Annotated in this window: 14 protein-coding genes; 8 read left to right on the forward strand and 6 right to left on the reverse strand. The window is 63.0% G+C overall.

The window, feature by feature from the left end; all coding sequences use genetic code 11:
• Nucleotides 1-53: 53 nt before the first annotated feature.
• Complete coding sequence (locus tag BLS51_RS01070; protein WP_090179756.1) at nucleotides 54-1,160, reverse strand: S-(hydroxymethyl)glutathione dehydrogenase/class III alcohol dehydrogenase; 1,107 nt, start codon at nucleotides 1,158-1,160, stop codon at nucleotides 54-56.
• Between the two features lie 116 nt (nucleotides 1,161-1,276).
• On the opposite strand from BLS51_RS01070, the gene BLS51_RS01075 reads away from it, so the two are divergent.
• Nucleotides 1,277-2,275 (forward strand): GlxA family transcriptional regulator, encoded by a 999-nt coding sequence (locus BLS51_RS01075; RefSeq protein ID WP_090179752.1) that lies wholly within the window; start codon nucleotides 1,277-1,279, stop codon nucleotides 2,273-2,275.
• On the opposite strand, the gene BLS51_RS01080 is transcribed toward BLS51_RS01075, so the two are convergent.
• Nucleotides 2,272-6,426 (reverse strand): ATP-binding protein, encoded by a 4,155-nt coding sequence (locus BLS51_RS01080; protein WP_175472484.1) that lies wholly within the window; start codon nucleotides 6,424-6,426, stop codon nucleotides 2,272-2,274. The genes BLS51_RS01075 and BLS51_RS01080 overlap by 4 nt on opposite strands.
• 154 nt (nucleotides 6,427-6,580) lie before the next feature.
• Between BLS51_RS01080 and BLS51_RS01085 the strand changes: the two genes are divergently transcribed.
• On the forward strand, nucleotides 6,581-7,030 hold the full coding sequence (locus tag BLS51_RS01085) for a Fur family transcriptional regulator (protein WP_175472485.1): 450 nt from the start codon (nucleotides 6,581-6,583) through the stop codon (nucleotides 7,028-7,030).
• On the opposite strand, the gene BLS51_RS01090 is transcribed toward BLS51_RS01085, so the two are convergent.
• Together BLS51_RS01090 and BLS51_RS01095 are read right to left on the reverse strand one after the other, a co-directional pair.
• Nucleotides 7,011-7,202: a DUF1653 domain-containing protein gene (locus tag BLS51_RS01090; protein ID WP_090179746.1), complete on the reverse strand. Its 192-nt coding sequence runs from the start codon at nucleotides 7,200-7,202 to the stop codon at nucleotides 7,011-7,013. The two genes, BLS51_RS01085 and BLS51_RS01090, sit on opposite strands and share 20 nt — an antisense overlap.
• 35 nt (nucleotides 7,203-7,237) lie before the next feature.
• On the reverse strand, nucleotides 7,238-7,855 hold the full coding sequence (locus tag BLS51_RS01095) for an MSMEG_1061 family FMN-dependent PPOX-type flavoprotein (RefSeq protein WP_090179740.1): 618 nt from the start codon (nucleotides 7,853-7,855) through the stop codon (nucleotides 7,238-7,240).
• Between the two features lie 91 nt (nucleotides 7,856-7,946).
• On the opposite strand from BLS51_RS01095, the gene BLS51_RS01100 reads away from it, so the two are divergent.
• Nucleotides 7,947-8,714: an AraC family transcriptional regulator gene (locus BLS51_RS01100; protein WP_090179736.1), complete on the forward strand. Its 768-nt coding sequence runs from the start codon at nucleotides 7,947-7,949 to the stop codon at nucleotides 8,712-8,714.
• Here the strand turns inward: BLS51_RS01100 and BLS51_RS01105 are convergent.
• Nucleotides 8,711-9,319, reverse strand: a complete 609-nt coding sequence (locus tag BLS51_RS01105; protein WP_090179733.1) for a trimeric intracellular cation channel family protein — start codon at nucleotides 9,317-9,319, stop codon at nucleotides 8,711-8,713. The two genes, BLS51_RS01100 and BLS51_RS01105, sit on opposite strands and share 4 nt — an antisense overlap.
• A gap of 106 nt (nucleotides 9,320-9,425) precedes the next feature.
• On the opposite strand from BLS51_RS01105, the gene BLS51_RS01110 reads away from it, so the two are divergent.
• Complete coding sequence (locus BLS51_RS01110) at nucleotides 9,426-10,340, forward strand: HTH-type transcriptional regulator ArgP (RefSeq protein WP_090179730.1); 915 nt, start codon at nucleotides 9,426-9,428, stop codon at nucleotides 10,338-10,340.
• On the opposite strand, the gene BLS51_RS01115 is transcribed toward BLS51_RS01110, so the two are convergent.
• Nucleotides 10,309-11,067 carry an IclR family transcriptional regulator gene (locus tag BLS51_RS01115; RefSeq protein WP_090179726.1) on the reverse strand — a complete coding sequence of 253 codons (759 nt, stop codon included), beginning with the start codon at nucleotides 11,065-11,067 and terminating at the stop codon, nucleotides 10,309-10,311. The two genes, BLS51_RS01110 and BLS51_RS01115, sit on opposite strands and share 32 nt — an antisense overlap.
• 119 nt (nucleotides 11,068-11,186) lie before the next feature.
• On the opposite strand from BLS51_RS01115, the gene BLS51_RS01120 reads away from it, so the two are divergent.
• From BLS51_RS01120 to BLS51_RS01135, 4 genes are read left to right on the forward strand one after another with little or no spacing between them, the layout of a single operon-like run.
• The gene (locus tag BLS51_RS01120) at nucleotides 11,187-12,050 is read left to right on the forward strand and encodes a branched-chain amino acid ABC transporter permease (RefSeq protein WP_090179721.1); all 864 of its coding nucleotides are present in this window, start codon (nucleotides 11,187-11,189) and stop codon (nucleotides 12,048-12,050) included.
• A 1-nt stretch (nucleotide 12,051) separates the two neighbouring features.
• Nucleotides 12,052-13,047 carry a branched-chain amino acid ABC transporter permease gene (locus BLS51_RS01125; RefSeq protein ID WP_090179714.1) on the forward strand — a complete coding sequence of 332 codons (996 nt, stop codon included), beginning with the start codon at nucleotides 12,052-12,054 and terminating at the stop codon, nucleotides 13,045-13,047.
• Complete coding sequence (locus BLS51_RS01130; RefSeq protein ID WP_090179711.1) at nucleotides 13,040-13,804, forward strand: ABC transporter ATP-binding protein; 765 nt, start codon at nucleotides 13,040-13,042, stop codon at nucleotides 13,802-13,804. The genes BLS51_RS01125 and BLS51_RS01130 overlap by 8 nt, the downstream gene beginning before the upstream one ends.
• The gene (locus BLS51_RS01135) at nucleotides 13,791-14,498 is read left to right on the forward strand and encodes an ABC transporter ATP-binding protein (RefSeq protein ID WP_090179708.1); all 708 of its coding nucleotides are present in this window, start codon (nucleotides 13,791-13,793) and stop codon (nucleotides 14,496-14,498) included. The genes BLS51_RS01130 and BLS51_RS01135 overlap by 14 nt, the downstream gene beginning before the upstream one ends.
• Nucleotides 14,499-14,512 lie beyond the last annotated feature (14 nt).

Below are 14,512 nucleotides of genomic sequence, written 5' to 3' on the forward strand. Positions count from 1 at the left end.
CTGCCGTAGGCGCGGCCGCTCAGGTACTCCTTGTCGGCGCGTCATCCGGGTGCCTAGTACAGCACCACCGAGCGGATTGATTCGCCGCTCTTCATCAGGTCGAAGCCCTGGTTGATGTCTTCGAGTTTCAGGCGGTGGGTAATCAGGTCGTCGATATTCAGCTTGCCTTCCATATACCAGTCGACGATCTTCGGCACGTCGGTGCGGCCACGGGCGCCGCCGAAGGCTGAGCCTTTCCATTCGCGGCCCGTCACCAGCTGGAACGGACGGGTGGAGATTTCCTGGCCGGCTGCTGCCACGCCGATGATGAAGGACTGGCCCCAGCCTTTGTGCGTGCACTCCAGGGCCTGGCGCATCAGCGTGGTGTTGCCGACGCATTCGAAGCTATAGTCGGCGCCGCCGTCAGTCAGCTGGACGATGGCGTCCACCACGTTTTCCACATCTTTCGGGTTGATGAAGTGGGTCATGCCGAACTTGCGGCCCATCGCTTCGCGCGCCGGGTTGATGTCGATGCCGATGATCTTGTCCGCGCCCACCATCTTGGCAGCCTGGATGACGTTCAGGCCAATACCGCCCAGGCCGAACACCACCACATTGGCGCCTGCCTCCACCTTCGCCGAGAACAGCACCGCGCCGACGCCGGTGGTGACGCCGCAACCGATGTAGCACACCTTGTCGAATGGCGCATCGGAGCGGATCTTGGCCAGCGCAATCTCCGGCACCACGATGTAGTTGGAGAACGTCGACGTGCCCATGTAGTGGAACAGCGGCTTGCCGTCCAGCGAGAAGCGGCTGGTCGCATCCGGCATCAGGCCACGGCCCTGGGTCGAGCGGATCGCCTGGCACAGATTGGTCTTCTGCGACAGGCAGAATTTGCACTGGCGGCATTCCGGCGTGTACAGCGGAATGACGTGATCGTCCTTCTTCAGCGTGGTCACGCCCGGACCCACGTCCACCACCACGCCCGCGCCTTCATGGCCCAGGATGGCCGGGAACAGGCCTTCCGGATCGGCGCCGGACAGGGTGTAGTAATCGGTATGGCAAATGCCGGTGGCTTTCAGCTCGACCAGCACCTCGCCGGCGCGCGGGCCAGCCAGGTCGACTTCTTCAATGGTCAGCGGCGCGCCGGCGCGCCATGCAACTGCTGCTTTGGTTTTCATGCGTGCTCCCGTAAAAAGATGGCGGTATTGTGAAGGCTTGCGCGACGCATGTGGGAGGGTCCGCATCAGAATGGCAGGAATTGATACAATGATGACCGGATTTTCCTGACTTCCCTATGAACTTATCTTCATCCCAGCCGGCGATCACGGTTGATATCGTCGTGTATCCTGGCTTTAAAGCGATGGAGGCCATCGGCCCGATGTCGGTCTTTGAATACGCCAACCTGCATTTGCAGCGGCGCGGCAAAGCGCCTGGCTACGATGTCCGCATCGCCTCCTACAAAACCGGCATGGTCCGTTCCGACACCCTGATGTCGCTGGACGCCACCAAGGCGCTCAACCCGCTGGCCTTGCCGGACAACGCCATCATCGTCGGCGCGCGCCACATCCAGCAAGCGATGGCGGAAAGCGCGGCCATTACCGACTGGGTGGCCGCCGTGGCGCCGCGCATCAAGCTGCTGACGGCGCTGTGTTCGGGCGCCTTCTTCCTCGCCGCCGCCGGCGTATTGGACGGCAAGCGCGCCACCACCCACTGGAGCGTGGCCGAGCGCCTGCAAGCCGAGTATCCGGCAATTGAAGTCGACGCCGACGCCATCTTCATCCGCTCCGATAACGTGTGGACCTCGGCCGGCGTCACCGCCGGCATCGACCTGGCGCTGGCGCTGGTCGAGGAAGACTACGGCCGCGACCTGGCGCTGGAAGTCGCCACCGAGATGGTGGTCTATCTGAAGCGGCCTGGCGGCCAGTCGCAATTCAGCGCGCATCTGCGCAGCGAACGCACCACGCGGCCGAATATCCGCGAACTGCAAAACTGGATACTCGACCACCTGCAAGAACGCCTGTCGGTATCGCAGCTGGCGCAAAAGGCCATGATGAGCGAACGCCACTTCGCCCGCGTGTTCCAGCAGGAAGTGGGCCTGAGCGTGCAGGAGTTTATCGAAATGTGCCGCTTCGAACGCGCCACACAATTGCTGGCCGACCTGGCGCTGCCGCTGAAGAGCGTTGCCGCGCGCGCCTGCTTTACCGACGAAGCGCATATGCGCCGCGTGTTCATCAAGAAGCTGGGCATCACGCCCAAAGTTTACCGTGAGCGCTTCGCTACCACTGGCGCCTAGCCGACCAGCGCCGCCAGCAGTTCGGTGAAATCGACCGGCTTGGTCAGGTGCTGGTCAAAGCCGGCGTCGCTGGAGCGCTGCTTGTCAGCCGGCGTGCCCCAGCCGGTCAGCGCAATAATCTTCGCGCCTGCCATGCCCTCGATATCGCGCAGCGCCAGCGCGGCCTCGTAGCCGCTGATATCCGGCAGTCCGATATCCAGCAGCACCACTTGCGGTAAATGGGCAGCGGCGCTAGCAAGCGCCGCCTCACCACTGTGAACCACCTGAACCTGATGGCCGCTGAACTCCAGCAGCGCACACAAGGTTTCTGCCGCGTCGACGTTATCGTCGACCACCAGCACGCGCAGGCCAGATGCATGCACCTCTGCTGCCTGGATTAGCGGGGCCGCAGGCGCCGCCAGGGCTACTTGCGCATCGACAGGCAAAGGCAGACGCACCGTAAAGCGGCTGCCCTGCCCCGTTCCCTCGCTATGCGCACTCACCACGCCGCCGTGAAGCTGCACGATCTGCCGCACCAGGTTCAAGCCAACACCAAGGCCGCCCTGCGCCATCTGCTGTCCTGCCTCGACCTGTGCATACATATCAAAAATCGTCGCCAGCAGATCCGGCGCGATGCCGATGCCGTTATCCTCCACCTCCAGCACCACTTCGTCGCTGGCCACACGCGCAGACAGCGATATCTTTCCGTTGTCCGGCGTGTACTTGGCGGCGTTGTTCAACAGGTTGCTCAATACCTGTGCGATGCGGTGGCGATCCACATCCAGCATCAGCGACGCATCCGGCAAATGCAGCGCCAGTTGATGTCCGCCCTTGCGCACCAGCGGGGCGCTGATTTCAACCGCATCGCTGACCACATCGGCCAGCATCACGCGTTCTCGCCGCAACGTCACCTTGCCCTCGGTCAGGCGGGCGATGTCCAGCAGGTCATCGACCAGGTGCACCATGTGATCCACCTGGCGTCGCATCATGCCTTGCAGGTCGCCGGAGACCGGCCCCGGACTGGCCGCCATCAACTCCAGGCCGGCGCGTATCGGCGCCAGCGGATTGCGCAACTCATGCGCCAACGTGAACAGGAACTCGCTTTGGCGTCGGTTCTTCTCGGTCAGCTCTCCAGCCAGGCGTTGCAGCTCCAGTTCGGCGTTCTTGTGGATGCTGATGTCCAGGATGATGCCATCGAAACGCGTTGGCTGGCCATGGTCGTCGACATCGCACCAGCCAACCGCGCGCAGCCAGCGTGGCGCCGCGCCGACGCGCATCACACAGCACTCCAGATCCATCGGCGCGCCTTCGCGCAGCGAGCGTGCGATGCCGGCGGCGAGCCGCGTGCGGTCTTCCTCGCCGGTTACCGCCAGCACTTGCGCCACAGTCGCACTAAGTTGTCCATCCAGGCCCAGGTGCGCCGCCATCTGCGCATTGATGCGCAATTCCGCGAACGGTGCATCCGCATGCCACACGCCGATGTCGCCAGCGCCTGCCACGCGTTCGAAGCGTTCCTGCAGCACCTTGCGCGCATGAATGTCGATCACGGTACCGACAAAGCCGACCGCCTTGCCGTCGTCGCCCATGCGCGGCATGCCAGCGTCGATGCACCAGCAATAGCTGCCGTCGGCGCGGCGCAGGCGGAAGTCCACCGAATATGGCGCGCTGGCGGCACGCGCGGCGGTAAAGCTGGCCATCACATGCGGTGCATCGTCCGGATGGACATTGTCCAGCCAGCCATCACCCAGATCCTGCTGCGGTGTGCGGCCGGTGTAGTCGTACCAGCGCTGGCTCAGGTAGGTGGTCTGGCCGCTCGCATCGGTAGTCCACAACATCACCGGCGAGGCATCGATCAGCGCATGGAAGTAGGCCTCGCGCAGCAAGGCATCCTGACGCTGCTGCTCGCGTTCGCCGGCCAGCGTCACCTGCCGCAGCACGCGCGCCAGCAGTTCGTTGGTGGAGAACGGCTTGACCAGGTAATCATCGGCGCCCGCTTGCAGGCCTTCGATCTTGGCTTCCTCTCCGGCGCGGGCGGACAGCAGGATCACCGGCAGGTGGCGCAGCGTTTCGTCGGCGCGGATGCGGGCGATCAGGCCGAAGCCGTCCAGCCGCGGCATCATCACGTCGCTCAGCAGCAGGTCACATGGCTCGTGCTGCAAGCGCTCGAAGGCGGCTTCGCCATCGGCGCTCATGGTCACATCAGCATGCGGATCGAGCAGCGACTTCAGATAGGCGCGCATGTCGTTGTTATCGTCGGCGATCAGGATGCGCGGGCGGCGCAGTCCAGGCGACAATAAGCCGCCGGATTCAGCACGTTGTTGCGGCAGGTTTTCATCCTCTTCTGGCAGCCAGCGCAGCGCCTCTTCGACGAAGGCGGCGCCAGTGCGCGCCGTGCCGCTGCTGGCCAGCACCGGATCGGCATCCAGCGCCACCACGCGCTCTGCAGGCAGGTGCACATGGCCGAATGGAATATCGACATCAAAGCGTGTGCCCTCGCCGACCACACTGTGCACGGCAATCTGGCCGCCATGCAGGCGCACCAGTTCCTGTATCAGCGCCAGGCCGATGCCGCTGCCCTCGTAAGTGCGTCCCGGCGCACCTTCGATGCGATGGAATCGTTCGAAAGTGCGCGGCAGCTCGTGCTCAGGGATGCCGCCACCAGTGTCCTGCACCGACAGCCGCGCCATGCCCTCATGTTCGCGCAGCGTCAGCGTCACGCCGCCTTCCAGCGTGAACTTGAAGGCGTTGGACAGCAGATTGAAAACGATCTTCTCCCACATATCCCGATCAACGTAGACCGGCTGCGTCAGCGGCGGCAGGTTCAACGTGTAGTCCAGGCCGCCCTTCGCCATGGCCGACTCGAACACGCTCGCCAGCTCCACCGTCAGGCGCGCCAGGTCGACCGGCTGATAACTGGCTTGCACCCTGCCCGCCTCAATGCGCGAGAAATCCAGCAAGGAGTTGACAAGCTTGAGCAGGCGCAGCGCGTTGCGGTGCGTGGTTTCGATGCGGCGCCGCTGCTCCGGCGACAGGCCGTCGTTGGCCAGCGCGTCGTCCAGCGGGCCAAGAATCAGCGTCAACGGCGTGCGGAATTCGTGCGATACATTCGAGAAGAACGCCGTCTTGGCGCGGTCGATGCGCGCCAGTTCCTCGGCACGCCGCTGCTCCTGCTCATAGGCGGTGACATTGCCAACCGCAGTGTTGAAGGCGGCGGTCAGCAAGCCGTAGAAGTTGCGGTAATCGTCATCCACCGCGCGCCGCGCGCTGACGCCAGCTACCACGAAGCCAAACACTTCGTGCTGGCCCGGCAAACTGATAGGCAGCACCAGCGCGGAGTCCGGAGCTTCTTCATACGGTCCGCACGCGACGCCGCCGAAACGCGGCGCCAGGCCGACAACTTGTTGCGGTTTGCCGCTGGCGGCCACCTGCGCGAACGGCCAACTGGCATCGTCCATCGCCACCATCTGCGGCGCCAGCGTGCTGCCAGCGTCGATGCCGGCATGGCCGCGCAAGTGCAATTTACCGTCGCTCTCGTCACGCTGGTAGAACAGCAGGAACGGCACGTCCAGCGATAACTGTTCATACTGTGCCGCCAGGTCGCGGCAGATATCATCCACGGTGCGCGCATCGGCGATGCTGGCGCTCAGGTCGCGCAGGCTCTGCGTGCGGCGCGCGTTCAGCACCATCGCGGTGGTTTCGGTAATCGGGTGGAAGATGCCGCCCACTTCTCCCGACTCGGCGCGGATCGGCGAGAAGGAAAAGGTCATGAACGCCTCTTCCAGATAGCCGTCGCGATCGAGGAACATGCGCTGGTCCTTGATGTAGGTACCCTCGCCTTGCTGGGCGCGATCGAATTTATCGCCAACCACCGGCAGTGCGGTGGCCCAGCAGATCTTGAACGGCTCGCCCATCGACGCCGGATGCTTGCCACCGCAGATAGGACGGTAAGCGTCGTTATAGATCTGGATGTATTCCGGCCCCCACGCCACGAGAATCGGAAAAGTCGAGGACAGGCACAGGCTGACCGTGGTGCGCAGGCTCTGCGGCCACGCTTCGATCGGCCCCAGCGGCGTGCGAGACCAGTCGATGGTGGCGATCAGGGCAGCCATCTCGCCGCCGCCTGCCAGCCAGTTGATGTCAGGGATAATACTCGGCTGCGGCTCGGAGGGCATAAAAACAATCAGGGAAGTGGACGCCCATTTTACCGTGCCGGTCGGCTATTTCGATTGCTTTTAATCTATCGCGCGCCTTCCTCCATCAAATCTCCATCAATTCATCATCAAAAGTGCACAAGCGTTACCTACGCTCGGTTACATGAGCAAGTTGATGCAAACCCGCGTATATGAACAACTGCGCGACCGCCGCCTACGTCCCACCGCCGCCCGCGCAGCCGTGCTGCAGGCAATGCATGAAGCCGACGGCGGTTATCGCAACGCCGAACAGGTGTATCTGGCGCTGTACGACAGCGGCATGCGCTTCAGCATGGCCAGCATCTACCGCGTGCTACAGGAATTGTCGCTCGCCGGACTGCTGCTGCGCCATTGGTCGAAGACCGACCAGGCGGGCAAATCCAGCTTCGTGCTGGCGCCGGCCGTGCTGCCGCCGGATGTCTACCTGGCCATTTGCCCCGTCTGCCAGCGGCAAATGCCGATCAAGGACAGCACCTTCGCCGATAATCTGCACCGCGTGGCGCAAGGCGCCGGATTCGATGCTGGCCTGCACGGCCTGGCGTTAAGCGTGACTTGCAACGACTGCGTCACTCCTCAATCGGCGTGAAGCGTTGAACCTGCTTGCCATCCACTTCGATCAACTCGAAGAACACGGTGCGCGGACGGCACCAGATACTGCCATTCGCGGCGCGATACACGATCAGCGGTGTCAGGTCCGCCTCCATGGTCGCCTCGCACACCAGTTCATATTCGCCGCCTTTGTAGTGTTTGAATCGCATCGTCTTCGTCCCCGCAAAAGCCGTATTTTACCGCGCTAGTACAGGTCGTTGCGGACGGCGTGGGTGTAATGCTCGTTGACCTGCGCAACCTGGGTGGCGTCCATGTCCGCCTTAGGATCAGCCATTTTGCTGAACCGGGCGATCATCTGCCCGACAGTGGGCAGGCTGGCGCGGTCCAGCTGCGATTCAGCCTTCCATAGCTTGGCGCGGTTGACGGCCTTGCCACAATGGAGCAGCACTTCGTCGATATCGACCACGGTAGCCGTCTTCGGCGCCTTGCCGCCTTCGCTGAGCCGCGCCAACAGATCCGCATCGGTCGATACGCGGCCACGCCCATTGATGCGCATGAACAGTTCAAGGCCGGGGAAGATGAACAGCATGCCCATGCGCGCATCGCGCTCCAGGTTGCGCATCGACTCGATGCGGTTATTGCCTGGACTGTCGGCATACGCCACCGTGCGCTCGTCGAGCACGTGGACAAAGCCCGGCGGGCCGCCACGCGGTGACGCATCCAGCCCCTTGTCGCTGCCGGTCGCCAGGCAGAAGAACGTGGCCACCTTCAGGTATTCCTGATGAAAATCCAGCAAACGGTCCATGACCGCCCGCTGGATCATTTCCGACGGCGGCGAATAAAGTGTGTCGAGATCTGCCATGCTGTGCCCCTGTATTGATGTAGGCACCAGATTAATGCTATTTTATTGGCGTCTATAATCCATCCAAGCCATTAAATATCACTTATCCGCCATGGCATTTGATTTTGATCCGCACTCCGCGCCGGACGGCCCGACGGTCATCGTCGCCATCGGCAGCCAGGAAACCGAACTGGTGTCAGCGCCACACAGCCATCCGCGCGGACAGTTGTGTGGTTCGCTGCGCGGCCTGCTGTCGCTGGATATTGAAGACGGCGTGTGGATCGTGCCAGCCATTCACGCGGTCTGGCTGCCTCCCAACCACCCGCATGGCGGCCGCTCGCATGGCCCCTTCCACGGCTGGAGCGCCTACGTCACGCCGGACGCCTGCCACGACCTGCCCGAGCGGCCGTGCATGATACGCACCTCGGCCCTGCTGAAAGAAGCCGTGCTGCGCGCCAGTACCTGGCCCGCCGGCGAATGGGATCAGCGCCATCGTAATGTGGCCGCTGTGATTCTCGATGAAATCCGCAGCCTGCCGGTCGAGCCGCTCGGCCTGCCGCTACCAAAGGACGCACGCCTGATGCGCATCGCCCACGCCATCATCAGTGATCCCACCGATGAACGCGATCTGGAACAATGGGCCAACTGGGCTGCTGTCAGCTCGCGCACGCTGAGCCGCCGCTTCGTCAGTGAAACCGGCTTCAATTTCACCGCCTGGCGCCAGCGTGCGCGGCTGATGCGCTCGCTGGAAATGCTGGCCGACGAGGTGCCGGTGCAGACGGTGGCGCTGGACCTGGGCTACTCCACCGCCAGCGCCTTCATCAACCTGTTCAAGCGCACTTTCGGTGAAACGCCGGCCAACTACCGGCGCTATCTTTAAGCCTCGTCGGTCTCCAGCACCGGCAAGGCCAGCACGAAGTAAATGGCGGCCAGACGGAAGCAGAAACCGACGGCCAGCGCCACCAGCGTGGCGATATGCTGTTCAACATTGAAATGCAGCAGCCCCATGTACAGCGCGCCGGTCAGCAGCGACACGGTGGCGTACAGGTCGCGCCGCAGCACCAGCGGCACCTGGTTGCACAGGATGTCGCGCAGCAGGCCGCCGGCGATGCCGGTAATCATGCCCATCAACACTACCACTGACACATGCACGCCGGCGCTGGCTGCGATGTCGCAGCCGATGATGCTGAATGCCACCAGTCCCAGCGCATCCAGCACCAGGAACGCCGATTTCAGCCGATGCAGCAGGCGCGCGGCCAATGCCGCAGCAATCGCCGCAACAATGGTGTACAGCAGGTATTCAGGATGCTGGACCCAGCCCAGCGGATAATGGCCCAGCAGCACGTCGCGGATCGAGCCGCCGCCGAGCGCCGTCGCGGTGCCGACCACCGCCACGCCAAACAAATCCATCTTGCGGCGCAAGGCCATCAATGCGCCGGAAGCGGCTTCCGCCGAGATGGCGATCAGGTAAATAATATGAAGCAATTGCTACGCCTTCAGGTAAAGTCCCGCATTCTGCCTGCCAAACCGGCATACATGAAGCAAGTTAAGGCGTTTTCGTCTACGATGAATTTTTCTTCAGATACAGTTTATGGACCTTGAACCGAGGCAAACCGAAGCCTTCCTGGCGGTCGCCGACACCGGCAGCTTCGAACGCGCCGCCGTGCGGCTGAGCATCACGCCATCGGCGGTGTCGCAGCGCATCCGGGCGATGGAATCGTCGCTGGGCGCGGCGCTGATCCTGCGCACCCGCCCTGCCCGCGCCACGCCGCTGGGGCAGCGCCTGCTGCAATACCTGCGCCGCGCCGAGCTGCTGAAGAACGACCTGCAAGCCGACCTGCTGAATCTTGACGCCGGCCCCACCACCGTCTCGCTGGCGCTGAATTCGGACAGCCTGGGCACCTGGTTCTTCCCGGCCATGGCCAGCCTGCTGGCGAAAGACCGCTTCATCTTCGACCTGGTGGTGGAAGACCAGGACCACACCTTCGCGCTGCTGAAGACCGGCATGGTCATCGGCTGCATCAGCACCGATGCCGAACCGATGCGCGGTTGCAGCGCCGAAGCGCTGGGCACCATGCGCTATCGCCTGATGGCCAGCACCTCCTTCTGCCAGCGCTGGCTACCCGATGGCCTGACGCGCGACACTGCGCGCCGCGCGCCGGTGGTCGCCTACACGCGCAAGGACACGCTGCAATCCAGCTTCCTGCTGACGCACTTCGGATTGCCGGAAGGCGCCTACCCTTGCCATTACGTGCCGGGCGCGGTGGCCCACTTCAACGCCGTCCGTTACGGCGCTGGCTATGCCATGGTGCCGGAATGGCTGCTATCCAGCGAAGATCACGCCGGTGATCCATTGATCGATCTGGCGCCGGCCCATCCGACCGACATTGCGCTGTACTGGCATACGTGGACGGTGCAATCGCCGCGCATGGAAGAACTGTCGACGCACATCGTCGAGGCGGCGCGACGCATCCTCACGATTCCAGCCGCCGCGCCATCTCGATAAGCCGTGGCCGCACTTCCTCCAGCAGATATTCTTTCGTGACGCTGGTGGCCGGCCCGCCGCAATTGATCGACATGCGTTGTCCGCCGCCTATCGGCATGAAACTGACAGCGATACCGTTGATGTCCGGCTGCCACTCGCCAAACGAGGTGGCGCAGCCGTACTCTTGCTGGTCGCGTAGCGCCCGCGCCAGCCCGTTCTGCATGCTCTGGTGGATCATCTCGTCCAGGTCGCGGCTGCGGGTGAGGATATCATTGCGCTCTGCTTCCGACGCTTTCGCCAGATAGGCTCGACCAAGCGCCGACGCCGCCAGCTGCAAGCGCGAGCCCACTTGCAAGGACAAGGACAACGCCGCCGCGCTGCGACACACATCCACATAAATCATCGATAGCCGGTCGCGCACCGCCAGCGCCACCGTGGTGGCGGAGAAATCGGCCAGCTCCTGCATCATCGGCCGCGCCATGTCGCGGATGTCCAGCCCTTGCAGCATGGTACTGCCCAGGCGCAGCGTGGCGCTGCCAAGCGCATACTTGCCGTTGCCGTCCTGTGTCAGGTAGCCCAGCGTGGTCAGCGTGTAAGTGAAGCGCGTGACGGTCGATTTCGGCAGCTTGCAGCGCTCGGCGATCTGCTGATTACTCAAGCCCTTATCGGCCACACGAAAGCAGGCCAGCACATCCAGCCCGCGCGCCAACGCCGTAATGAAATACCGTTCTTCCAGACTCGACTGCATCACCTCTCCTGTTGCAAAAAAACCATTTGCCGCGCATTTAAAAATGCCGTACGCTCGTGCTATTCCATTCTACACAACTCGGTTTTGCACAGCAAAACTATCATAACGATGGAGACACGATGGAGTTATTTCTGCAACAAGTCCTGAACGGGCTGACGCTGGGCGGCGTGTATTGCCTGGTGGCACTGGGACTCACGCTGGTCTACGGCATTCTGCAAGTGCCCAACTTTGCCCATGGCGCCTTTTACATGGCAGGCGCCTATGCCGGCTTTTTCCTGATGGACCGCATGGGCTATAACTACTGGCTGGCGATGGCCGGTGCGGCTGCGGCGGTTGCAATGATTTCGGTGCTATCGGAGCGGCTGGTGTTTCATCCGCTGCGCAAGGCGCCCTATCTGCATCATATGATCGCATCAATCGGCATCCTGTTGTTTCTCGAAGCGGGCGTGCAGGCCATCTGGGGCGCGGACTTTCACCGCATGAGCAGCCCGTATCCGCAAATCCTCAGCTTAGGCGACGTCACGCTGCCGGCGCAGCGGCTGATGATTATCGTGGCTGCCTTCCTGCTGCTGCTGCTGCTGCAACTGTTCCTGAAGAAGACCCTGACCGGCGCCACCATCGTCGCCATGGCGCAGAACCGGGACGGCGCTGCGCTGGTCGGCATTGACGCCAACCGCGTGGCGATGCTGACCTTTGCCATCGCCGGCGCGCTGGCCGGCATGGCGGCAGTGCTGTACGCGCCGATCAACCTGGTCTACAGCGGCATGGGCCACCTGGTGATTACCAAGGCTTTCGTGATCATCGTACTGGGCGGCATGGGCAGCGTGCCGGGCGCGATTGCCGGCGGGCTGATTATCGGCTTCGCTGAATCCTTCGGCGCGTTTTATATCTCCACCGATTACAAGGACATCATCGCCTTTGCATTGCTGGTGCTGATACTCTCGCTGCGTCCGCAGGGACTGTTCCAGAAAGGGGCGCATTAGCATGAGCAACACCGCACGCCTGGGCTGGAGCGCCCTGCTGCTGTTCGGCCTGGCCTTCCCCTTCATCGCCGGCAATGACTATCACCTGACCGTGATGTCGACCGCCTATATCTACGCCATCGCCACCGTCGGTCTGAACCTGATTACCGGCTACACTGGCCAGTTCAACCTTGCCCACAGCGGCTTCATGGCCGTGGGCGCCTACACGGTGGGCATCCTGACCGTCGACTATCAGATGCCGTTCTGGGTCGCGTTCGCGTTGTCCGGGCTGGTGGCGGCCGGCATCGGCTTCTTCGTCGGGCTGGTGTCGCTGCGGCTGAAGACGCACTTCTTCTCGATCTTCACGCTATGTGTCGGCTACATCATGTATCTGCTGATCGAGAAATGGGAAAGCCTGACGCATGGCACGGTCGGCATCGTCGGCATTCCGGCGCCGGAGTCGATTGCCGGGCTGGACTTCTCCGAGCCTCGCACGCAATACTACCTGGTGCTGCTGTTCCTGGTGCTCAGCATGTGGGTCATGCACCGCATCGTGCATTCGCTGCTCGGCCACACCTTCATGGCGATCCGCAACAGCGACGAACTGGCACAAGCGCTTGGCATCAACCTGATGCGCAACAAGCTGCTGGCCTTCATGCTGTCGGTATTCTTTGCCGGGCTGGCGGGCGGTTTGTATGCAGGCTACGTGCGTTTTCTCGGCCCCGATCTCGGCCGCGTCGAACACACTTTCGACATGACGATGTACATGCTGGTCGGCGGCATCGGCACGCTGGCCGGACCGCTACTGGGCGCCATCACCGTGCCATGGCTAACGCAACAGCTACAGTTCCTGCAGGATTACCGCTTTGTCGTGTTTGGGCCATTGCTGGTGCTGCTGGTGATCTTCCTGCCGCATGGCATCGTCGGCACCTGGATCGCGCGGCGCAAGCGCAAGGCCGCGCAACACGCCGCGCCACCAATGCGTGTGGTCGCGCGCAAGGAGGTACGACGTGCTTGAAATGACCTCGATCACCAAGCGTTTTGGCGGCCTGCTTGCCGTCAACGATGTCAGCGTGCGGTTTCAGCGCGGCACCATCAACGCCATCATCGGCCCGAATGGCGCCGGCAAGACCACCTTCTTCAACCTGGCCAGCGGCGCGCTGCCGCCCAGCTCCGGGCGCATCGTGCTGGATGGCCGCGACGTGACGGGCCTGCGCGCCGACCAGGTGGCGCGTCTCGGCATCGCCCGCACTTTCCAGAGCACCACGCTGTTCGACAACGCCACCGTGCTCGACAACCTGATCGTCGGCCATCGCCTGCGCACCCGTTCCAACCTGCTTGACGTGCTGCTGGGCACGCGCCGGCTGCGGGAGGAGGAAGCCGCCAGCCGCGCCAAGGCGCGCGAGGCGCTCGATTTCGTCGGGCTGGCGCATCTGGAAAACCGGCTGGCGGGCGATATCTCGCAGGAGCAGCGCAAGCGCGTGGCGTTCGCGCTGGCGCTGGCCACCGATCCCACGCTGCTGTTGCTGGACGAGCCGGCCGGCGGCGTCAATCCCGAGGAAACCGATGGCCTGGCCGCTCTGGTGCGCAAAATGAAGGCCATGGGCCTGACCATCTGCCTGATCGAACACAAGATGGACATGATCATGAACCTCGCCGATCACATCCTGGTGCTGAACCATGGCGAGAAGATCGCCGAAGGCACGCCGGCTGAAGTGCGCGCCAATCCGGTCGTCATCGAAGCCTATCTCGGGAGCGAATATGCTGACGCTTGAAAAAGTATCGCTGGCCTATGGCGGTTTCCAGGCGCTGCACAGCATCGACATCCATGCCGCCGAGGGCGAGCTGGTGGTGCTGCTGGGCGCCAACGGCGCCGGCAAGAGTTCGATCTTCCACACCATCAGCGGCCTGCGCCGCGCCAAGGCAGGCAGCATCCGCTTCGACGGCCGCGAACTGGTCGGCCGCAAGCCGGCGCACATCGTCGCCGATGGCCTGGTGCATTGCCCTGAGGGCCGGCAACTGTTCCCCGGCATGTCGGTGCTGAAGAATCTGATGCTGGGCGGCTACGTCCATCGCCGCGACAGCCGTGGCAGCCAACGGATACTCGACGAGGTGTTCGGCCTGTTCCCCATCCTGCACGAGAAGAAGGATTGCCCGGCCGGTTCGCTGTCCGGCGGCCAGCAGCAGATGGTGGCGATCGGCCGTGCGCTGATGGGCCGGCCGAAAGCGCTGCTGCTGGACGAACCATCGCTCGGCCTGGCGCCTTTGGTGGTCCGGCAGATGTTCGAGATCATCGCGCGCATCAACCAGGCCGGCACCACGGTGCTGCTGGCTGAACAAAACGCCTACGCGGCGTTGAACATCGCCAGCCGCGCCTATGTCATCGAGCAAGGAAAAATCGTACTGGAAGGAAGTCGTGAAGAACTGCTCGGCAACGAGCAAGTGCGCAAAGCCTATATCGGCGCTTAGTTGTTATACCCGCT

It is taken from the genome of Duganella sp. OV510, assembly GCF_900100205.1.
GTDB lineage: Bacteria > Pseudomonadota > Gammaproteobacteria > Burkholderiales > Burkholderiaceae_D > Rugamonas.

What these genes read in the sequence shown, in the direction of transcription:
- BLS51_RS01070 (WP_090179756.1), bottom strand. Translation starts at nt 1,160, where the DNA reads ATGAAAACCAAAGCAGCAGTTGCATGGCGCGCCGGCGCGCCGCTGACC.
- BLS51_RS01075 (WP_090179752.1), top strand. Translation starts at nt 1,277, where the DNA reads ATGAACTTATCTTCATCCCAGCCGGCGATCACGGTTGATATCGTCGTG.
- BLS51_RS01080 (WP_175472484.1), bottom strand. Translation starts at nt 6,426, where the DNA reads ATGCCCTCCGAGCCGCAGCCGAGTATTATCCCTGACATCAACTGGCTG.
- BLS51_RS01085 (WP_175472485.1), top strand. Translation starts at nt 6,581, where the DNA reads ATGCAAACCCGCGTATATGAACAACTGCGCGACCGCCGCCTACGTCCC.
- BLS51_RS01090 (WP_090179746.1), bottom strand. Translation starts at nt 7,202, where the DNA reads ATGCGATTCAAACACTACAAAGGCGGCGAATATGAACTGGTGTGCGAG.
- BLS51_RS01095 (WP_090179740.1), bottom strand. Translation starts at nt 7,855, where the DNA reads ATGGCAGATCTCGACACACTTTATTCGCCGCCGTCGGAAATGATCCAG.
- BLS51_RS01100 (WP_090179736.1), top strand. Translation starts at nt 7,947, where the DNA reads ATGGCATTTGATTTTGATCCGCACTCCGCGCCGGACGGCCCGACGGTC.
- BLS51_RS01110 (WP_090179730.1), top strand. Translation starts at nt 9,426, where the DNA reads ATGGACCTTGAACCGAGGCAAACCGAAGCCTTCCTGGCGGTCGCCGAC.
- BLS51_RS01115 (WP_090179726.1), bottom strand. Translation starts at nt 11,067, where the DNA reads ATGCAGTCGAGTCTGGAAGAACGGTATTTCATTACGGCGTTGGCGCGC.
- BLS51_RS01120 (WP_090179721.1), top strand. Translation starts at nt 11,187, where the DNA reads ATGGAGTTATTTCTGCAACAAGTCCTGAACGGGCTGACGCTGGGCGGC.
- BLS51_RS01125 (WP_090179714.1), top strand. Translation starts at nt 12,052, where the DNA reads ATGAGCAACACCGCACGCCTGGGCTGGAGCGCCCTGCTGCTGTTCGGC.
- BLS51_RS01135 (WP_090179708.1), top strand. Translation starts at nt 13,791, where the DNA reads ATGCTGACGCTTGAAAAAGTATCGCTGGCCTATGGCGGTTTCCAGGCG.